General features: G+C 72.6%; 19 protein-coding genes. 12 read left to right on the top strand and 7 right to left on the bottom strand.

Annotated elements, in window-relative coordinates:
* The first annotated feature begins 359 nt into the window (after window positions 1-359).
* Both CEB94_RS02515 and glgX read left to right on the top strand, forming a co-directional pair.
* On the top strand, window positions 360-872 hold the full coding sequence (locus CEB94_RS02515) for a pep a2 (protein ID WP_175430587.1): 513 nt from the start codon (window positions 360-362) through the stop codon (window positions 870-872).
* Complete coding sequence (gene glgX / locus CEB94_RS02510) at window positions 869-3,022, top strand: glycogen debranching protein GlgX (protein WP_175430586.1); 2,154 nt, start codon at window positions 869-871, stop codon at window positions 3,020-3,022. The genes CEB94_RS02515 and glgX overlap by 4 nt, the downstream gene beginning before the upstream one ends.
* 6 nt (window positions 3,023-3,028) lie before the next feature.
* Here glgX and CEB94_RS02505 read toward each other — a convergent pair whose 3' ends face one another.
* Window positions 3,029-3,832: a VOC family protein gene (locus CEB94_RS02505; RefSeq protein ID WP_175430585.1), complete on the bottom strand. Its 804-nt coding sequence runs from the start codon at window positions 3,830-3,832 to the stop codon at window positions 3,029-3,031.
* 246 nt (window positions 3,833-4,078) lie between these two features.
* On the opposite strand from CEB94_RS02505, the gene CEB94_RS02500 reads away from it, so the two are divergent.
* A complete protein-coding gene (locus CEB94_RS02500) occupies window positions 4,079-4,399 on the top strand; it encodes an ANTAR domain-containing protein (RefSeq protein ID WP_175430584.1) in 321 nt (106 codons plus the stop codon).
* A gap of 30 nt (window positions 4,400-4,429) precedes the next feature.
* On the opposite strand, the gene CEB94_RS02495 is transcribed toward CEB94_RS02500, so the two are convergent.
* On the bottom strand, window positions 4,430-5,221 hold the full coding sequence (locus tag CEB94_RS02495; RefSeq protein WP_175430583.1) for an RNA polymerase sigma factor SigF: 792 nt from the start codon (window positions 5,219-5,221) through the stop codon (window positions 4,430-4,432).
* 318 nt (window positions 5,222-5,539) lie between these two features.
* Here CEB94_RS02495 and CEB94_RS02490 point away from each other — a divergent pair, with 318 nt between their 5' ends.
* From CEB94_RS02490 to CEB94_RS02475, 4 genes are all read left to right on the top strand, one after another.
* Complete coding sequence (locus CEB94_RS02490; protein ID WP_175430582.1) at window positions 5,540-5,995, top strand: MarR family transcriptional regulator; 456 nt, start codon at window positions 5,540-5,542, stop codon at window positions 5,993-5,995.
* Window positions 5,992-6,873 carry an ABC transporter ATP-binding protein gene (locus tag CEB94_RS02485; protein ID WP_175430581.1) on the top strand — a complete coding sequence of 294 codons (882 nt, stop codon included), beginning with the start codon at window positions 5,992-5,994 and terminating at the stop codon, window positions 6,871-6,873. Before CEB94_RS02490 ends, CEB94_RS02485 begins: the two co-directional genes overlap by 4 nt.
* Window positions 6,833-7,693, top strand: coding sequence for an ABC transporter permease (locus CEB94_RS02480; RefSeq protein WP_175430580.1), 861 nt, complete (start codon window positions 6,833-6,835; stop codon window positions 7,691-7,693). Before CEB94_RS02485 ends, CEB94_RS02480 begins: the two co-directional genes overlap by 41 nt.
* A gap of 191 nt (window positions 7,694-7,884) precedes the next feature.
* Window positions 7,885-8,406 carry a hypothetical protein gene (locus tag CEB94_RS02475; protein WP_175430579.1) on the top strand — a complete coding sequence of 174 codons (522 nt, stop codon included), beginning with the start codon at window positions 7,885-7,887 and terminating at the stop codon, window positions 8,404-8,406.
* Window positions 8,407-8,430: 24 nt separating this feature from the next.
* Here the strand turns inward: CEB94_RS02475 and hemC are convergent, their stop codons facing one another.
* From hemC to ligD, 4 genes are all read right to left on the bottom strand, one after another.
* Window positions 8,431-9,366 (bottom strand): hydroxymethylbilane synthase, encoded by a 936-nt coding sequence (hemC, locus tag CEB94_RS02470; RefSeq protein ID WP_175430578.1) that lies wholly within the window; start codon window positions 9,364-9,366, stop codon window positions 8,431-8,433.
* Between the two features lie 68 nt (window positions 9,367-9,434).
* Window positions 9,435-10,457, bottom strand: a complete 1,023-nt coding sequence (locus CEB94_RS02465) for a questin oxidase family protein (RefSeq protein ID WP_175430577.1) — start codon at window positions 10,455-10,457, stop codon at window positions 9,435-9,437.
* A gap of 97 nt (window positions 10,458-10,554) precedes the next feature.
* Window positions 10,555-11,328 carry an NPP1 family protein gene (locus CEB94_RS02460; RefSeq protein WP_175430576.1) on the bottom strand — a complete coding sequence of 258 codons (774 nt, stop codon included), beginning with the start codon at window positions 11,326-11,328 and terminating at the stop codon, window positions 10,555-10,557.
* Window positions 11,329-11,471: 143 nt separating this feature from the next.
* Entirely contained in the window at window positions 11,472-12,452 is a 981-nt protein-coding gene (gene ligD / locus CEB94_RS02455; protein WP_175436856.1) for a non-homologous end-joining DNA ligase, read from the bottom strand.
* 160 nt (window positions 12,453-12,612) lie between these two features.
* On the opposite strand from ligD, the gene CEB94_RS02450 reads away from it, so the two are divergent.
* Window positions 12,613-13,128: a MarR family winged helix-turn-helix transcriptional regulator gene (locus CEB94_RS02450; protein WP_175430575.1), complete on the top strand. Its 516-nt coding sequence runs from the start codon at window positions 12,613-12,615 to the stop codon at window positions 13,126-13,128.
* Window positions 13,129-13,135: 7 nt separating this feature from the next.
* On the opposite strand, the gene CEB94_RS02445 is transcribed toward CEB94_RS02450, so the two are convergent.
* The gene (locus tag CEB94_RS02445) at window positions 13,136-14,293 is read right to left on the bottom strand and encodes an MFS transporter (RefSeq protein WP_175436855.1); all 1,158 of its coding nucleotides are present in this window, start codon (window positions 14,291-14,293) and stop codon (window positions 13,136-13,138) included.
* 90 nt (window positions 14,294-14,383) lie between these two features.
* On the opposite strand from CEB94_RS02445, the gene CEB94_RS02440 reads away from it, so the two are divergent.
* The 4 genes from CEB94_RS02440 to CEB94_RS02425 all read left to right on the top strand — a co-directional run bounded on the left by CEB94_RS02440 (window position 14,384) and on the right by CEB94_RS02425 (window position 18,444).
* Window positions 14,384-15,145, top strand: a complete 762-nt coding sequence (locus CEB94_RS02440; RefSeq protein WP_175430574.1) for an AraC family transcriptional regulator — start codon at window positions 14,384-14,386, stop codon at window positions 15,143-15,145.
* A 50-nt stretch (window positions 15,146-15,195) separates the two neighbouring features.
* The gene (locus CEB94_RS02435) at window positions 15,196-15,576 is read left to right on the top strand and encodes a DoxX family protein (protein WP_175430573.1); all 381 of its coding nucleotides are present in this window, start codon (window positions 15,196-15,198) and stop codon (window positions 15,574-15,576) included.
* Complete coding sequence (locus tag CEB94_RS02430) at window positions 15,573-16,040, top strand: peroxiredoxin (protein ID WP_281292491.1); 468 nt, start codon at window positions 15,573-15,575, stop codon at window positions 16,038-16,040. Before CEB94_RS02435 ends, CEB94_RS02430 begins: the two co-directional genes overlap by 4 nt.
* A 61-nt stretch (window positions 16,041-16,101) precedes the next feature.
* Window positions 16,102-18,444 (top strand): ATP-binding SpoIIE family protein phosphatase, encoded by a 2,343-nt coding sequence (locus CEB94_RS02425; RefSeq protein WP_175430572.1) that lies wholly within the window; start codon window positions 16,102-16,104, stop codon window positions 18,442-18,444.
* Window positions 18,445-18,446 lie beyond the last annotated feature (2 nt).

The following is an 18,446-nucleotide window of genomic DNA, read 5'->3' as shown; positions in this document are numbered from 1 at the left end:
TCGATCACCTTTCGGGGCTCGAGGGGCACGGTCTCCCGACGGTCGGACGGCGGCCGTGCGCACAGCGACACGGACCCGTAACGGCGATCGAGTTCTTCACACATGGTGCATGCGCGGCGACGCAGCGTCTTGTTGGACCTTCAACCAGTGGCGGCCCTCCTGGACCGTTCGGGCCACCCCAGCCCGCTCACTTGTGTGCGCTACCGCCTCAACCGTGCGCTCGTGTTGCACGAACGGGCTAGCACCCTCAGGCTGAGGGTGACTCAGAAGCGATAGACGCTCACGTTCCGTGTTCGGGGCTCGTCCCGCAGGACCGCGGGAGCGAGAAGGAGCTGAGCTTCGCGGTGAGGAGCCGACCGATGAAGACCGCAGTGCCCTGCTACTACCACCTCGACGTGGAAGTCAGCCCGGAACGGGTGGGACAGGTCAGCCGAATTCTGGCCGCTCACCTGAAGTTCTGGGACCTGGACAACCTGGTCCAGCCCGTCTGCGGCGGTGCCGAGATGCTGCTCAAGGCCATCGACGAACACGCCACGGACAAGCACACGTCGATCGAGATGTGGTGGAACGGGCAGCACCTGATCACCGCCATCGGGGACAACGACCGCGCCCTGCGCCCGGACCAGGAACTGCGAGGCTGCCTGGAGCACCTCGCGGCCATGAGCGACGGCTGGGGCTGCTGCGCCACCGAGACCGGCAGCAAGGTCATCTGGTTTTCGCAGCGCGCCCGCGCCGGCGAACGCGTCCCGCTGGTGCCGACCGCTCCCGCCCCGCGGGAGAGCGAGGGTCTCGACGTGCCCCGCGAGGAGCGGATCGCGCAGCTGGCCAGGCCGGCCGGCACGCCGGGTGAGCTCCTGGAGGAGGCCCGGTGACCCGCCGGCAGACTCGGAAAGGGGCGTCAGCCTGGAGCGGGCGCCCCTACCCGCTGGGTGCCTCCTACGACGGGGAGGGCACCAACTTCGCGCTCTTCAGCGAGGTCGCCGAACGCGTCGAGCTGGTCCTCGTCGACGACGCCGGCGCCCACACCCAGGTGCGGCTGAACGAGGTCGACGGTTTCGTGTGGCACGGCTACCTCCCCGGCATCGGCCCCGGCCAGCGCTACGGCTACCGGGTGCACGGGCCGTGGGCCCCGGCCGCGGGGCACCGCTGCAACCCGGCGAAACTGCTGCTCGACCCGTACGCCCGCGCGGTGGAGGGGCAGATCGACAACCACCCCTCGCTCTACGAGCGCAACCCGGACGGCCCCGACCCGGCCGACAGCGCCGGGCACACCATGCTCGGCGTGGTGACCGACCCGGCCTTCGACTGGGGTGACGACGCCCGGCCCTGCCGGCCCTACGCCGACACGGTGATCTACGAGGCACACGTCAAGGGCATGACCCGCACCCATCCCGAGGTGCCCGAGGAACTCCGGGGCACCTACGCCGGGCTGGCGCACCCCGCGGCCGTCGAGCACCTGACCTCCCTGGGCGTCACGGCCGTGGAGCTGATGCCGGTCCACCAGTTCGTCCACGACGGGGTGCTGCACGACCGCGGCCTGGCCAACTACTGGGGCTACAACACCATCGGCTTCTTCGCGCCCCACAACGGCTACGCCGCCCACGGCACGCGCGGGGGGCAGGTCGCCGAGTTCAAGCAGATGGTGAAGACCCTGCACGCCGCCGGGCTCGAAGTGATCCTCGACGTGGTCTACAACCACACGGCCGAGGGCAACGAGAGGGGCCCCACCCTCTCCTTCCGCGGCATCGACAACTCCTCGTACTACCGCCTGGTCGACGGCGACTGGGAGCACTACTACGACACCACCGGCACCGGCAACAGCCTGCTGATGCGGCACCCCTACGTCCTTCAGCTGATCATGGACTCGCTGCGGTACTGGGTGACCGAGATGCACGTCGACGGCTTCCGCTTCGACCTCGCGGCGACACTGGCCCGGCAGTTCCACGAGGTGGACCGGCTGTCGGCGTTCTTCGACCTCATCCAGCAGGACCCGGTGATCAGCCGCGTCAAGCTGATCGCCGAGCCGTGGGACGTCGGCGAGGGCGGTTACCAGGTGGGCAACTTCCCGCCGCTGTGGTCGGAGTGGAACGGCATGTACCGCGACGCGGTCCGCGACTTCTGGCGCGGCGAGGACCACACGCTCGGCGAGTTCGCCTCCCGGCTGACGGGCTCCTCCGACCTGTACCAGCACAGCAGGCGCCGGCCGCGCGCCAGCGTCAACTTCGTCACCGCGCACGACGGCTTCACCCTGCGCGACCTCGTCTCGTACAACGACAAGCACAACGAGGACAACGGCGAGGACAACCAGGACGGCGAGAGCACCAACCGGTCCTGGAACTGCGGCGCCGAGGGCGCGACACGCGACCCGGCCGTGCTGGAGCTGCGCACGCGCCAGCAGCGCAACTTCCTCGCCACGCTGCTGCTCTCCCAGGGTATCCCGATGCTCTCCCACGGCGACGAACTCGGGCGCACCCAGGACGGCAACAACAACGCCTACTGCCAGGACAACGAGATCTCCTGGATCGACTGGCGGCTCACCGAGGAGCAGCGCGACCTGCTGGAGTTCACCCGGTACGTCATCCGGCTCCGTACGGGACACCCCGTGCTGCGCCGCCGCCGCTTCTTCCTCGGCGAGACGCTGACCCGGGCGGACCAGCCGCTGCCCGACCTGGTGTGGCTGGCGCCGGACGCCCGCGAGATGACCGACGACGACTGGGAACGCGGCGACGCGCACTCCGTCGGCGTCTTCCTCAACGGTGACGCCATCGCCGAACCCGACCCGTGCGGCCGCCCGGTCGTCGACGACTCCTTCCTCGTGCTCTTCAACAGCCACTGGGAGCCGGTCGACTTCCGCCTGCCGAACGCCTCCTACGGCGAGCGCTGGAAGGCCCTCATCGACACGGCCGACCCCGAGGGCACGCCCGACGAGTCGGAGCACAAGGCGGGGACGGGTCTCACCGTCGGAGCCCGCAGCCTGGTCCTGCTGTCCCGGCCGTCCCGGGCGTCGCGCGAGAAGGAGTGAGACGGGTCAGCGATCGCGGCGCGCGGTCACCGTGAACTGCGCGCCGTCGTGGTCCCGCAGCACCGCCTCGTGGCTGCCCTTGGACAGGACGCTGCCGCCGTGGAGTTCGGCCGCTCGGGCACAGGCCTCGACGTCGTCCACGGAGAAGTGGACCTGCCAGTGCGGGCGGATCGCGGGGTCCGGGGCCGCCCCCAGGGCACCGGACTCGATCCGGGCCACCACGTCCCCGCGGCTGCGCAGCACGACCTCGCCGCCCTCGTAGTGGACCTCGCAGCAGCCGGGGCGCTGGGAGGCCCAGTCGAGGACCTCGCCGTAGAAGATCGCCGCGTCGAAGGCGTCACGGGTGTGGAGCGTGATGAAGGCCGGCTGTGCGTTGCGCCAGGTCTCCCAGTCGGTGAAGAGGTCGCCCTCCCAGATGCCGAAGGTCGCCCCGTCCCGGTCGGCCAGCAGTGCCGCCCGGCCCGGCGGCAGTGAGATCGGCCCGACCGCGACCGTGCCCATGCGCTCCTGCACCCGCGCCACCGCGTCGTCCGCACTGCGCACCGCGAAGTACGGCGTCCAGGCCACCGCCATCTGCCACATGGTCGCCACCCCCGCGATCCCGGCCACCGGCGAGCCGTCCGCCAGCGCGATCCGGAACCGGTCGCCCAGCTTGGCCGGCCGCCACTGCCAGCCCAGCACGGCACCGTAGAACTCCTCGGTCGCCTTGACGTCCCGGCTGGTCAGGCTCACCCAGCAGGGTGCGCCGAACACGGAGTGTGATGAGACGACGTCCTTCGTGCCGGAGGAGCTGGGCATGTCGTGGTTCATGGCAGTCGCGTCCTGATCTCGTCGGCCTGGCAGCCACCGGAGGATTGACACCAGTGTCCAACCGGAACCGCTGTGGGCGCCTGCCGAGTACCCCGGCGGGAGCGCCGAAACGGCGTCCGGGCTGGTCCGCCCCGGTGGCACCGGGCGGGCCGAGTGGCGACGATGGAGGGGTCGGACACTGCGTCACCGTACTCAAGCACCCGGTGGGGCCTTGGGGGCAGCGGCGCACCGGACCCGGAGGTGACCATGCCCACGGACGGGGGCTCGGATCGGATCTTCGAGCTGCAGGAAGAAGTCCAGCAGCTGAAGGAGGCGGTCGTCTCCCACGCCGTCGTGGACCAGGCGATCGGGATGGTCGTGGCGCTCGGCCGGATCTCGCCCGACCAGGGGTGGGCCGTGCTGAAGGAGGTCTCCCAGCACACCAACATCAAGCTGCGCAACGTCGCGGAACTGATCCTCGTCTGGGGGCGCACGGGCGTGATGCCCGAGGAGATCCGGGCCGCGCTGGAGGACGCCCTCGACCGCACCGGACCGACGCAGATCCCCGGATCGCCGCCGGAGGCGTGATCCGGGGATCGCGGACAGACCTCCCCCGGTTCACCGCGCCTCGGTCAGCAGCTCCTCACGCAGATGGGCGAAGCAGCTGCTGAGCAACCGGGAGACGTGCATCTGAGAGATGCCGAGCTGCTCCGCGATGCGGCTCTGCGTCATGCCCTTGAAGAACCGCAGATAGAGAATGATCCGCTCGCGCTCCGGCAGCGCCTCCAGACAGGGCCTGACGGCCACGCGGTTGACGACGATGTCGAAGGCCGGGTCGGGCCCGCCGATCGCGTCCCCGAGGGCGTAGCCGTCGGTCCCGGGCATCTCCGCCTCCAGCGACAGCGCGGAGAAGCACTCCAGGGCCTCCATGCCGGTGCGTACCTCGCCCTCGGTGAGCTGGGCGTACTCGGCGATCTCGGCGACCGTGGGGGAGCGGCCCGGGGTGGTCTGGGACAGCTCCTTGGCGGCGTGCCGCACCCGGTTGCGCAGGTCCTGGACCCGGCGGGGCACGTGCAGCGTCCACATGTGGTCACGGAAGTGGCGCTTGATCTCGCCGGTGACCGTCGGCACCGCGTACGCCTCGAAGGCGTTGCCACGGGCCGGGTCGTAGTGGTCCACCGCCTTCACGAGGCCGAGAGCGGCCACCTGGTACAGATCCTCGAGGGCCTCGCCACGGCCCCGGAAGCGGACGGCGATCCGCTCGGCCATGGGGAGCCAGGCCTCGACCAGTTCGTCCCGCAGGGCCTTGCGCTCGGGCCCCTCGGGCAGCCGCGCGAGACGGGCGAACGCCGCGGCGGTGTCGGGCGCGTCGTCGTGGGGGTGCGGGCGGGTGCTGCCGGCGATACGCATGGTGCGCACCTCCCTGAGCAGGTGCTGAATGGACAGACACCGTGGGAGGCGCGGACACGGACCTCACGGAGAGCACCGGGGGCCCGGGCCTGCCGGCTCCCACGCACGTGCCTCCTGTCCGAAGCACTTCACTGCCCATTCCCGGGCAGGGATATAGCGAAACAATTAAGACAATACGGCAATCGAGGGTCATGGGCGCTCTCAAGTGCCTTGCCGATCAGGTCCACTGCCCTTTCCTGAGCATCCCTTGACCTTCCTGGACCTCTCTTGACCCCGCCTTGGACCGATTAGCTCTGCTACAGAGCTAATCTCGGCCGCATGGAGCCGGAGACCTTCCCCGAAGAGCTGGCCGACGCACTCGTCGGCGTCCAGCGGCTGATCCGGCGGCGCCTGCGGCGGCAGATGCCCGACCCGCGACTGCGTGGCGCCGAGGTGGAACTGCTGCGCCTGGTCCTGGCCCGGCCCGGTGTCGGCATCTCCGACGCGGCCAAGGACCTCGGTCTGGCGGCCAACTCGGTGTCCACCCTGGTCAACCAGCTGGTGAGGGCGGGCTACCTGGTCCGCGAGACCGACCCGGCCGACCGGCGCGCCGCCCGGCTGCTGCCCGCCCCCGCCGCCGAGACACGGCTGCGCGAGTGGCGCCGGCGCCGCGCCGAACTCGTACGCCGCCATGTCTCGCGCCTCGACGAACCGGACCGTGAGGCGCTGCTCGCGGCGATCCCGGCCCTGCGCAAGCTGGCCGACACCCTGCACGAGGAGACCGAGGACTCATGACGCGGGACACCGCCCCACCCCGGGCCGACGGGAGCGCCCCACCCCGGGCCGACGCCGTCGCCTGCACCGGGCTCACCCACACCTTCGGCGACCACACCGCCGTCGACGGACTCGATCTCACCGTCCGGCAGGGCGAGGTCTTCGGGCTGCTCGGGCCCAACGGCGCGGGCAAGACCACCGCCATCCGCTGCATCACCACCCTGCTGCCCGTGCCCGCCGGCATGGTCCGCGTCTTCGGCCACGACGCCGCCGGGGACCGCATGGCCGTACGCCGCCTGCTCGGCTACGTGCCGCAGCAGCTGTCCGCGGACGCCGGGCTCACCGGGCGGGAGAACGTCGCCCTGTTCGCGAGGGTCTTCGACGTGCCCCGCGGGGAACGCGCCGAGCGCGTCGCCCAGGCCCTGGCCGCGGTGGACCTCGCCGACGCCGCCGACCGGCTGGCCGCCACGTACTCCGGCGGCATGGTCCGCCGGCTCGAACTCGCCCAGGCCCTGGTCAGCGCCCCGCGCCTGCTCATCCTCGACGAACCCACCATCGGCCTCGACCCGATCGCCCGCACCGGCGTGTGGGAGCACATCGGCGCCGTCCGCGAGGCCACCGGCATGACCGTGCTCGTGACCACCCACTACATGGACGAGGCCGACCACTACTGCGACCGGGTCGCCCTGATGCACCGCGGCCGGATCCGGGCCCTCGGCACCCCGGCCGAGCTCCGGGAGGGGCTGGGCGCACGCCGCCGCGCCGCGGGCGCGGCCCCGGACGCGCTGCCCACGCTGGAAGACGTCTTCCGGGACGTGGCCGGCAGCGGTCTCGACGACGAGGCAGGAGATTTCCGCGATGTCCGAAGCACCCGCCGCACCGCGCGCCGTGTCGGCTGACCCCGCCCGCGCCCACGGCATCGACCTGCTGCTGAAACCCCCGCAGCCCCGCGCGGGCTGGCGGCTGCTGCCCGCCCGTGTCGGAGCGATGTGCGCGGTCGAGCTGCAGAAGCTGCGCCACGACCGCACCGAGCTGTACACCCGCGCCATCCAGCCGGCCCTCTGGCTGCTGATCTTCGGTCAGACCTTCAGCCGTATCAAGGCGATCCCCACCGGCGGCATCCCCTACGTCGACTACCTGGCGCCCGGCATCATCGCGCAGTCCGCGATGTTCATCGCCATCTTCTACGGCATCCAGATCATCTGGGAGCGCGACGCCGGGGTCCTCAACAAGCTCCTCGTCACTCCGACCCCGCGGTCGGCGCTGATCACCGGCAAGGCGTTCGCGGCCGGGGTGAAGTCGCTCGTCCAGGCCGCCGTCGTCCTCCTCATCGCCGCCGTGCTCGGCGTGGCCCTGACCTGGAACCCGCTCAAGCTGCTCGCCGTCGCCGCGATCGTCGTCCTCGGCTCGGCGTTCTTCTCCTGCCTGTCGATGACCATCGCCGGCATCGTCCTGAGCCGCGACCGCCTCATGGGCATCGGTCAGGCGATCACGATGCCGCTGTTCTTCGGCTCCAACGCCCTGTACCCGGTGTCCGTGATGCCCGGCTGGCTCCAGGCGATCAGCGGGGCCAACCCGCTCAGCTACGAAGTGGACGCCCTGCGCGGCCTGCTCCTCGGCACACCCCACCATCTGGGGTCCGACTTCGCGGTGCTGTTCGTCGCCGCCGCGCTCGGCGTCGCCGCCGCCTCGGCCCTGCTGGGCCGGCTGGCCCGTTGATCTTCACTCGTGGAAGTGATGTGCGGCACGCGTGGGCAAGCGCTTTCTCCGGCTCTTTCCGGATAACCGCTGGGCACGGCTTGATCACCGATCAAAAAGGATGAACTGCCTGGCCACAGCGCATTCTGCTCATTTGACAGTGCGCTGAGACCACAGATAGGAAGCAGCTTCCAGAGGTCGAGAGGTGCAGCGTGTACGAGCCGAACGTGGTCGGGGACTGGCAGGAGTACGACGAGCATGCCGGTCTGCGCGTCCGCGTCCACCGTCTGGAACCGGCCGAGCCGCCCCGCGGCCGTGACGACGCCGCTGAAGGACTGACGTACTTCTGCCTCCGTGTGACGGTCGAGAACCGCGGCAGCCGCCACCTCGGCGTCCACCTCGAGGACGGCCAGATCGACGTGCGGCTCGGCCCGGACGGGGAGAGCGCCTTCATCGACTGGCGCAACTCGCAGTTCATCGAGGGCTTCGACGTCTATCCGCTGCGCCGGGCCACCGCCGTGCTGTACGCGGCCGGCGCCGAGGCGTCCCTGAGCCTCGTGGACGTCCAGGTGCAGTTGCGCGTCGAGGAGGAGTGGACCGGCCGCCGGCTGTGGGCGGGCGGCATCGGTGCGCATGAGGGCCCCGCCGGCGGTCAGCAGGGCACGGCGCGGGACAGCCTGGCGCACCAGGTGAGCGTCTTCCTGCGGGACCAGGCGGAGGAAGGCACCGCCTGATCCGGCGTCAGGGCGTCGCGGAGATCAGTGCGCGATGCCGTCGATGATCTCGCGGGCTCCCTGGCGCAGCAGGGCCACCGCGACCGAGGTGCCGAGCGTGGCGGGGTCCAGCCGTCCCGCCCACTCGTGGGCGTTCAGGCGCGTCTTGCCGTCCGGGGTGAACACACAGGCCCGCAGGGACAGTTCGCCGCTGCGGTCCACCTGTGCGAATCCGGCGATGGGGCTGTTGCAGTGTCCCTGCAGCACATGCAGGAACATGCGCTCGGCGGTGGTCTCCCGGTAGGTGTCCGGGTCGCCGAGACCGCTCACCGCGTCGATCAGCGCGGCGTCGTCCTCGCGGCACTGCAGCGCCAGCACGCCCGCGCCGATGGGCGGCATCATCGTCTCGGTGGAGAGGACCTCGCTGATCACGTCCTCGCGGCCGATGCGCTCCAGGCCGGAGACCGCGAGCAGCAGGGCGTCCGCCTCCCCGGCGGCCAGCTTCGCCAGGCGCCGGTTGGCGTTGCCGCGGAACGGCACGCACTCCAGGTGGGGATGCGTGGCGGCCAGCTGTGCGACGCGGCGCACCGAGGAGGTGCCGATCCGGGTCCCGGCCGGCAGCTCGTCCAGGGTGAGCCCGCCCGGGTGGATCAGGGCGTCGCGGATGTCGTCCCGCTTGAGGAACGCGGCGAACACCGTGCCCGCCGGGAGCGGCCGGTCGGCGGGCACGTCCTTCACGCAGTGCACCGCGAGGTCGGCCTCGCCGGCCAGCAGCGCCGCGTCGACCTCTTTGGTGAACGCGCCCTTGCCCTCGACCTGGGACAGATCGCCCATCCATTTGTCGCCGGTGGTCTTCACCGGCACGACCTCGGTGCGCACTCCGGGATGGGCGGCCGCCAACTCGGCCCGGACGCGCTCCACCTGGGCGAGCGCCATGGGGGAGTCGCGGGAGACGATGCGAATCAGTTCGGGGACGGACATGCGGACACGATAGACCCTCCCGCTGGTGCGTTCGTGCCGTACCTCCCCCGACTGCCCGGCACCGGGCGTCAGTTCGGGACGAGCGGTTCGCTCAGTTCCACCGCGCGCAGGGCGGCGGCCAGGGCCCGCCCGTCGCCGACGTCGAGGGCGGTGTCGGTGAACTTGACGACGTGCTCGTCGCCGTGCGCGAGGGCGCGTTCCAGCATCTCCTCCGCCGTGCGACGGGGCGCGGGGACACGCGGGGCGGGCTCTGCGGTGGCGTACATGGCCGTGACCGCCGCCGACGCGGTCCACGCCGCGTGCAGGCTCGGGGCCCACAGCGCGCGGGGGAGGGAGCCGAGGGTGCGCAGGACGGCGTTGGGCGCGGTCGCCGCGTGCACCAGCATGGTCGCCTCGCCGTGGCCGTGGGTGGCGTAGCGGTGGGTCGCGGCCCGGACCAGTTCGGCGAGGCGGGTCCGGGCCGTGTCCGGGTCGGTCACGTCGTCCGCCCACAGCGGCAACCGTCGTACGGCCGCCAGCCGATCGGGGAATCCGCCCCGGGGATCGGCGATCGGCGGCACGGCGTCCAGGGACCGCGCGGCACTCGGCGCCGCGGGCAGGGCCGCGATACCGGAGACGGGCCGGTGCCGGGCGGCCCAGTAGCCCAGGCCGTGCGCGAGTTCGGCGAGCCGCGGCGCGTTCACGCAGGCCTCCAGGGCCCGTACGGCATGCCCGACGCGGATGACGAGATGCGTGGATCCGCCGTACATCCCGGGCAGCAGCTGCGGCCACCACACGGCGAGGACGTCCCGCCACGGCTGCTCGGCGAGCGCGCGGCCGAAGTGCCCGATCCAGTCGGCGGCCCGGCGCGGATCCCCCAGCGCCTCACGCCAGTCGGCGCCGGTCACGGGAGCGACGGGCCCGGGCAGGTCCTCCAGCTTGTGCCGGTACAGGTCCAGCCAGCGGTGCACGGCGTCCGCCCGGCCGTGCGCGGCGAGCGCCTCCACGACCATGGGGGCGTGATTGGTGAGCCGGCCGAGCCGCTCCGGCCCCGAGGCGTGCAGACGTCCGAGGGCCTCTTCGAGGGCCCCTGTCGTGTCGTGCGTGTCCATGCCGGGACGCTATGCGGCCGCCCCGCGCCGGGGGATCGGGCGCGGGGCGGAATCCGCACCCGGCCGGAGGCCTAGGCCTTTGGCCGGGGCGGTGCCGTCAGGCGTACGGGTCGAAGGCGATGCCGGAGGGCTTGGCGGATGCCAGGTGGTTGGCGAAGTTGCCGTCCTTCAGGCCGAAGTTGGCGCTGCCGAAGTCGTACGACGTGAGCTTGTCGCGCACCCCGGCAGGGAAGCCGTTCCAGCCGACCAGCGCCGGGTACTGCCAGGTGCCCTTGTGGTTCTCCGGCGGCTCGTCGTTGGAGTTGGCCGCGCGGAAGCAATGGGTCCTGACGCCGTCCTTGTGGTAGACGATCTTCGCGTGCGTGCCGTCGAAGCGGACCCCGGACGCCGCGTACACCGTGAACCCGCCGTGAGCGGACGTCGACACGTACTTGACCTGGTTGTCCTGCACGAACACCGCGACGTGCTCGAAGTCGTGCCGGTGACCGCCGATGCCGCTCCCGGCCACGGCCTGGTCCTTCTCGAAGTAGAGGGCGTACAGGATGGCGCACCAGCCGTTGTTGCACTTGGAACGCGCGTAGCCGTTGGTGTTGTCGAGGTCCGAGGCGTCCCGGCAGTCGCCGTTCAGGGCGCCGGTCGGGTTGAGCCCGCCGTTCACGGCGCCGTCCGTGCCGATCGCGGCCGTGGAGTAGCAGCCGTCGGTGTCGTAGTCGTAGGCGGGCTGGTACGTCTTCTCCAGGGCGTCCGCGTTGGCGGGCAGCGCCGGCGGCGGGGCGGCGAAGGCCGTGGCGGGGAAGGCGAGGACGAGGGCGGCGGCACCGGCTGCTCCGGTGAGCCATCTCCTGCGGTGGGCGAACGGGCGTGACGACACTGCGTCCTCCTTGGTCCGGGCGCAGCCCAACGGCTGTGGGGGAAAGGGAGGTTCAGCTTCCACGTTGAACGCGTCCATGCCAAGAGGGGCGGAGGATCCCAGAAGTGAATCGCAGCCCAACAGTCGGAGTCCGGGCCGTCGTTTCAGACCAGGTCGTCCGGGATGTCGGCCGCCGCCTCCTCGGGTGCGAGGTCGGGTCGCAGCCGCAGCCAGGACGGCTGGCGCAGCAGCCCCTCCCGGGTGCGGGTGCTGTAGCGGACCTCGCCGACCAGGCGGGGTACGACCCAGTGCGCGCCCGGAGCGCGCGGGGCGGGGTCGAAGGGGCAGACGCCGGTCGCGGCGGCCCTCAGCAGCTCTGCCAGTTCCGTGCGTTCGGCCTCGCTCCAGCCGGTGCCCACACTGCCGACGTAGCGCAGCCGCCCCGCGGCACGCTGTCCGACCAGCACCGCGCCGGGCAGGCCGGTGAGCCGTCCTTTGCCGGGCTGCCAGCCGCCGACCAGGACGTCCTCGGCGCGCATGTTGCGGATCTTGATCCAGGCCCGGGAGCGCACTCCCGGTTCGTACACCGAGTCCAGCCGCTTGCAGACCAGGCCCTCCAGGCTGTGCTCCCGGGTGGCGCGCAGGGCGTCGGCGCCGTGGCCGACGAGTGCGCGCGGGGTCGACCAGGAGGGTCCGGTGAGGCCGAGGCCCTCGAGCGTCGCGCGGCGTCGTGTGTAGGGGAGCCGCAGGAGGGAGTGGCTCTCCAGGTGCATCAGGTCGAACAGCACGAGATGGACCGGGACTTCCGCCGCCCGCCGTGCGGCCCGGGCGGGTGCGTGGGCCAGGCCCATCCGGGACTGCAGCAACTGGAAGCTGGCGCGGCCCTGGTCGTCCAGGGCCATGATCTCGCCGTCCAGTACGGCGGGTGTGGCGCCGAGGGCGGTGCCCAGCGGCCGCAGTTCGGGGTAGGCGGCGGTGATGTCGTCCCCGGAGCGGGCGCGCAGCAGCACGCTGCCGTCCCCGGGCAGGTAGACCACCACGCGCTGGCCGTCCTGCTTGGTCTCGTAGGCCCAGCGCGTGTCCTGCGCGGCGGGCGGCAGGGTGCCGGACGTGGCGAGCATGGGCGGGATCAGCGGCAGGTCCACGGGTGAGGTGTCGACGAACCGGCGGGCCGTCACGCGTGTTGTGCTGCTGTTTCCCCTGAACGGCGCCGCCGGGCCGGCCTGCGGGACGCCGTCGCTCGACGGCCGCCTGCACACCGCGCGATTTACTTGACTTACGCAACGAGACGGTAACGTGGCGCTCATGTCCACACCACCGCTCCCCGACGTTCCCTCCCCGGAAGTGATCGAGATCGAGCGTGCCCTCACCCGCGTCACGTACCTGAGCACCCGCGCCCGCCGGCACGAGCGGCTGATGGCCCTGGCGGGCGTGCCGCTCGACCGTGCCGCCGTCGCGCTGCTGCGGCAGATCGCCGACTCCGAGCCGCTGCGGCCGGGGGAGCTCGCCGTCCGGCTGGGCGTGGAGGCCTCGCACGTCACGCGCACGGTGCAGCAGTTGCAGAAGTCCGGGTACGTCACCCGCGTCCCCGACCCGGACGACCGCCGCGCCCAGCGCATCGAGCTCACCGGCGCCGGCGGCGAGGCCATCGCCAAGGTGCGCGAGGCCGGGGTCCGCGGGATGCAGATGGCCCTCTGGGACTGGTCACCCGACGAACTGCGGCAGCTCGCCACGCTCTTCCACCGCATGGTCGACGACTTCCTCGCCCACGCCGTCGACGAGGAGGGCGACCCCCGGCCGGACCCGGCCGGCAAGGCCTGACCCCCGGTCACCGTGCGGCCTGATCAAGCGGATCGGCCCGCTCGGCGACCGCGGCCCCCGGCGGCGCCGGCTCACGCAGGCCGCACAGCAGCAGCCGGCCCAGCACGGGCAGTGCGATCAGCGGCAGCAGGGCCGAGCGCAGGGACGTCGCGTCCGCCAGTGCTCCGAGCGCCGGGGCCGCCAGGCCGCCGACGCTCACGGCCAGGCCCAGCGTGACCCCGCTCGCGGTCCCCACGCGCCGGGGCAGAAAGTCCTGACCCAGCGTGATGTGCAGCGAGAACGGCACATACAGACCCGCCGACGTCAGCGCCGCGAACAGGTACACCGGCGGCCCGGGCACCAGGACAAGACCGGCCACGGCCAGGACCGTCAGGGCGTACGACCGGCGCACCACCCCCATCCGCCCGTACCGCTCGGCCAGCCGGCCACCGGCCAGCGTGCCGGCCGCGCCGCCGGCGTAGAGCACGAACAGGGCCGCCGTCCCGGCCGCCTCGCCGCCACCGGTGCGCTCCCGCACGTACAGCGAGACGAACGTGCTCAGCCCCACGAAGACCACGGAGCGGCAGACCACGGCACCGGACAGCCGCAGGAAGGACCCCCAGTCGTCCTCGCCGACGGCGGCGGACGCACCGGCACTCCCGGCGCCGGACCCCGCCGAGCGCACCGCCGCCGCACACAGCGCCGCCCCCGCCAGGGCCGGGACGACCAGCAGCGGCGAGGCGCGCAGCCCGCCCGTGGCCACGACGGCGAAGACCAGCAGCGGTGCCAGGGCGAAGCCGGCGTTGCCGCCGAAGGAGAACCAGCCCACTCCCGTGTGCCGGCCGCGCGCGACGGCCCGCGCCGCCCGGGCCGCCTCCGGATGGTAGGCCGCCACGCCCACCCCCGACACGGCCACCACCGCCAGGGTCAGCCCGTAGGAGCCGGTGACCCCGCTCAGGGCGACGCCCGCCCCGGCCGTCAGCGCGCTCAGCGGCAGCAGCCACGGCATCGCCCACCGGTCGGCGAGCACCCCGAACAACGGCTGCACCAGCGACGACAGCAGGGACGCCGCCAGGACGACACCCGAAGCGGCGGCATAGGAGTAGGCACGCTCGGCGACGAAGTACGGGACCAGGGCGGCCACGGCCCCCTGGTACACATCCACGCAGGCGTGCCCCACGGACATCAGGACGACAGGGCGGTCGTGTCTCGTAGCGGTCACCAGGCGATCGTCGTCCGCGAGGCCTCCGGCCCGCTTCCGATAATCTGCCGGACTGTGCCGAACATCCGCCACACCCCCCAGGCACCGACCCGCGCCCAGCGGCTCACCGCCGGCGACCGCATCGACGCGCACCGGCACGACGACCACCAGATCGTCTACGCGGGAGCCGGAGTCGTCGCCGTCACCACCGACGCCGGAACCTGGTTCGCGCCCGGCACCCGCGCCATCTGGGTCCCGGCAGGCACCGTGCACGCCCACCGCGCCCACGGCCGGCTCGACCTGCACCTGGTCGGCCTGCCCGCCGGCGACAACCCCCTCGGACTGGACCACCCGGCCGTCCTCGCCGTCGGCCCGCTGCTGCGCGAACTGATCCGCGCCTACACCCGCGACCCCGGCGACGACAGCCCCGAGCGCCGCCGGCTGCGCGCCGTCCTGCGCGATCAACTGCGCCTCTCGCCCCAGCAGCCGCTGCGCCTGCCCACCCCCGCCGATCCGCGTCTGGCCGCTGTCTGCACCCTCGTGCACGCCGACCCGGCCGACGTGCGCACCCTCGCCGAGCTCGGGGCCGCGACCGGGGTGGGAGAACGGACCCTGAGCCGGCTCTTCCGCGGCGAGTTCGGCATGACGTTTCCCCAGTGGCGCACCCAGTCGCGGCTCTACCACGCCCTGCGGATGCTGGCCGACGGTCTGCCCGTCACGACCGTGGCTCACCGCTGCGGCTGGTCCTCCGCCAGCGCCTTCATCGACGTCTTCCGCCGCTCCTTCGGCTACACGCCGGGCAGCCACCACCGGCGCACCCGGGACCCGGTGGACTGACCTGTCTACCGACCGGTAATAATGCGCGGCAGGCCTTCAGAGGAGGAACCGTGTCCCGGTCCGAACGCTCGCCCCTGCTGCTCGCGGGCCTCCTGGCCACCGCGGGCGTCGCCCACTTCGCCACCCCCCGCCCGTTCGACGCGACCATCCCGCGCGGCCTGCCCGGCACGCCCAGGGCCTGGACCTATGCGAGCGGCGCCGCCGAGCTCGCCCTGGCCGCGGGCCTGGCGCTGCCGCGCACCCGCAAGGCCGCCGCGCTCGCCACGGCCGCCTTCTTCGTCGGGGTGTTCCCCGCCAACGTCAAGATGGCCGCCGACTGGCGCCACCGCCCCACCCCGCAGAAGGCCGCCGCCTTCGGACGCCTGCCCCTGCAGGTGCCCCTCGTGCTCTGGGCCCGCGGCGTCGCCCGGAACGCGGAGGGCAGGTCGTGACCGCGCGCGTGGAGACGGGGGACACGGTCGAGGACTTCGCCCTGCCCGACGAGACCGGCACCGTCCGCAGCCTGTCCGGGCTGCTCGCCGAGGGCCCCGTCGTGCTCTTCTTCTACCCGGCCGCCCTGACCCCCGGCTGCACCGCCCAGGCCTGCCACTTCCGTGACCTCGCCGCCGAGTTCGCCGCCGTGGGAGCACACCCCGTCGGCATCAGCGGTGACGACGTCGAGCGGCAGCAGGAGTTCGCCGGACGGCACGGCCTCGGCATGCCGCTGCTGTCCGACGCCGACGGCGCGGTCCGCGAGCGGTTCGGGGTGAAGCGCGGCTTCTCCCTGGCGCCCACCAAGCGCACCACGTTCGTCATCGCGCAGGACCGCACGGTCCTCGACGTCGTACGCAGCGAACTGCGCATGAACGCGCACGCCGACCGGGCGCTCACCGCGCTGCGCGCCCACCGGGCCTGACACCGTCACGAATGCTGCGCCGCGGTTGATAGAGGGCGGCAAAGGGATAATCCTGGACGATATGGAGGACGCCTCCGCTGCTGCGATCATCGACGCCCGCGGCATGGTGACGGGATGGAGCGAGGGTGCCCGGCGGCTGACCGGCTACCCGGCCCGTGAGGCCCTGGGCCGTGCCGTACAGGAGCTGCTCGCCGAGGCCGTGCCGCTCGAGGCGCTGTCCGCGCGGTCCGGCACCGTCATGGTGCGGCACCGCGACGGCTATCTCGTCGGGCTCCGGGTCAAGGCCTGCGCCGTGACGGGCCCGGACGGGGAAGCGGGCGGATATGTGATCACCGCCGCCTCGCCCGGCCGCGGGGAGACCTCCCTCGCGGGCCGCGCCTTCCAGCAGGCGTCCATGTCGATGTCCGTCTTCGACACCGGCCAGCGCTACGTGCGGCTCAACGACGCCGCCTGCCAGGTCATGGGTGTGTCCGAGGAGACCCTGCTCGGCCGGCACTTCCCCGAGACCGTGGAGGAGGCGGAGCACAGCCGCGGCTTCAACTGGCACCTGCGGCACGTCGTCGAGACCGGCCGGCCGCTGCGGTACGAGAGCTACACCGGCGCACCGGCCCTCAACCGGGAGCACGCCTGGGTCACGGAGATGTGGCCGGTCAGGGATGCCGCCGGCGAGCTCATGGGGACCGCCCTGGCCGCGTTCGACAGCACCGAGCAGTACTGGGCGCGGCAGCGGCTGGCCCTGCTGAACGAGGCGGCCGCCGCGATCGGCACCACGTTGGACGTGGTCCGCACGGCAGAGGAGCTGATCGGGGTCGTGGTGCCCCGGTTCGCGGACTTCGCGAGCGTGGACCTGTTCGACTGGGTGCTCGGCGCGGACGAGGCGCCGGCGGTGTCGGCCGAGGAGATCACGCTGCGGCGGGTCGCCCACGGCTCTGTCACCGAGGGCACTCCGGAAGCGGCCGTCCATGTGGGAGAAGTGGACGTCTACCCCTCGTTCTCGCCGATCGCCCGGGCCATGCGGGAGGGCCGGGCCATCCTCAGCCAGGCGGGGGAGCCGGCGTTCATGCGCTGGGTCGCCGAGCGCAATTCCCGCGCCCCGGACGGACGCCCCTACCGCAAGGGCGTCCACTCGATGATGGCCGTACCGCTGCGGGCCCGCGGCATCACGCTCGGTGTCGCCGTGGCCGTGCGCGTGGCGCAGCCCGACGACTACGCCGCCGACGACGCCGTGTTCGCCGAGGAGCTCGCCAGCCGGGCCGCGGTCTGCGTCGACAACGCCCGCCGCTTCGCCCGCGAACGCACCACCGCCCTGGCCCTCCAGCACAGCCTGCTGCCGAGGGGCCTGCCCGGCCAGGCCGCCGTCCAGGTCGCCCACCGCTATCTGCCCTCCGGATCGGCGGCCGGCATCGGCGGCGACTGGTTCGACGTGATCCCGCTGTCCGGCAGCCGCGTCGCGCTGGTCGTCGGGGACGTCGTGGGCCACGGCATCCCCTCCACGGCGACCATGGGCCGGCTGGTCACGGCCGTCCGCACCCTCGCCGACGTGGACCTGCCGCCGGACGAGCTTCTCACCCACCTCGACGACCTGGTCACCCATCTCGCCTCGGACGACCAGGACGACGAGGTCGCCGAACTCGGCGCGACCTGCCTCTACGCCGTCTACGACCCCGTCACACGCCGCCTGAACCTGGCCGCCGCCGGGCACCCCGCGCCCGCCCTGGTGCTGCCCGACGGATCCGCCCGGCTGATCCCCATGAGCGCGGGGCCACCGCTGGGCGTGGGAGGCCTGCCGTTCGAGGCGACGGAGCTCCAGCTGCCCGAGGGCTCCGTCGTCGCCCTCTACACCGACGGACTCATCGAGGACCGCGACCGCGATGTCGACCACGCCACCGAGGAGCTGTGCCGGGCCCTGACCGCGCCCGCCGACTCGCTGGACGCCCTGTGCGACACGGTGCTGAAGGCCGTACTGCCGGAGGAGCCCAGCGACGACGTGGCCCTGCTGCTGGCCCGCACCCGGGCGCTGGGCGCCGATCAGGTCGCAACCTGGGACGTCACGCCCGACCCCGCAGAGGTGGCCGCCACCCGGCAGGCCGCCACCGAACAGCTCACCGCGTGGGGACTGGACGAGACGGCCTTCGTCACCGAACTCGTCGTCAGCGAACTGGTCACCAACGCCATCCGCTACGGCGCCCCGCCCATCCAGCTGCGCCTGATCCGCGACCAGACCCTCATCTGCGAGGTGTCCGACGGCAGCTCGACCTCCCCGCACCTGCGGCGGGCACACCAGGACGACGAGGGCGGCCGCGGTCTGCTCCTGGTCGCGCAGCTCACCCAGCGCTGGGGGAGCCGGCAGACCACCCGGGGCAAGACCATCTGGTGCGAACAGTCGCTCACGCCGCTGTTCTGACC

The sequence above is a fragment of the Streptomyces hawaiiensis genome (assembly GCF_004803895.1).
Taxonomy (GTDB): domain Bacteria; phylum Actinomycetota; class Actinomycetes; order Streptomycetales; family Streptomycetaceae; genus Streptomyces; species Streptomyces hawaiiensis.
Note: the sequence above shows the minus strand (reverse complement) of the source record. Positions and strands in the feature narration are given on the sequence as shown.

What these genes read in the sequence shown, in the direction of transcription:
- CEB94_RS02515 (WP_175430587.1), top strand. Translation starts at nt 360, where the DNA reads ATGAAGACCGCAGTGCCCTGCTACTACCACCTCGACGTGGAAGTCAGC.
- CEB94_RS02505 (WP_175430585.1), bottom strand. Translation starts at nt 3,832, where the DNA reads ATGAACCACGACATGCCCAGCTCCTCCGGCACGAAGGACGTCGTCTCA.
- CEB94_RS02500 (WP_175430584.1), top strand. Translation starts at nt 4,079, where the DNA reads ATGCCCACGGACGGGGGCTCGGATCGGATCTTCGAGCTGCAGGAAGAA.
- CEB94_RS02495 (WP_175430583.1), bottom strand. Translation starts at nt 5,221, where the DNA reads ATGCGTATCGCCGGCAGCACCCGCCCGCACCCCCACGACGACGCGCCC.
- CEB94_RS02490 (WP_175430582.1), top strand. Translation starts at nt 5,540, where the DNA reads ATGGAGCCGGAGACCTTCCCCGAAGAGCTGGCCGACGCACTCGTCGGC.
- CEB94_RS02485 (WP_175430581.1), top strand. Translation starts at nt 5,992, where the DNA reads ATGACGCGGGACACCGCCCCACCCCGGGCCGACGGGAGCGCCCCACCC.
- CEB94_RS02480 (WP_175430580.1), top strand. Translation starts at nt 6,833, where the DNA reads ATGTCCGAAGCACCCGCCGCACCGCGCGCCGTGTCGGCTGACCCCGCC.
- hemC (WP_175430578.1), bottom strand. Translation starts at nt 9,366, where the DNA reads ATGTCCGTCCCCGAACTGATTCGCATCGTCTCCCGCGACTCCCCCATG.
- CEB94_RS02465 (WP_175430577.1), bottom strand. Translation starts at nt 10,457, where the DNA reads ATGGACACGCACGACACGACAGGGGCCCTCGAAGAGGCCCTCGGACGT.
- CEB94_RS02450 (WP_175430575.1), top strand. Translation starts at nt 12,613, where the DNA reads ATGTCCACACCACCGCTCCCCGACGTTCCCTCCCCGGAAGTGATCGAG.
- CEB94_RS02445 (WP_175436855.1), bottom strand. Translation starts at nt 14,293, where the DNA reads ATGTCCGTGGGGCACGCCTGCGTGGATGTGTACCAGGGGGCCGTGGCC.
- CEB94_RS02425 (WP_175430572.1), top strand. Translation starts at nt 16,102, where the DNA reads ATGGAGGACGCCTCCGCTGCTGCGATCATCGACGCCCGCGGCATGGTG.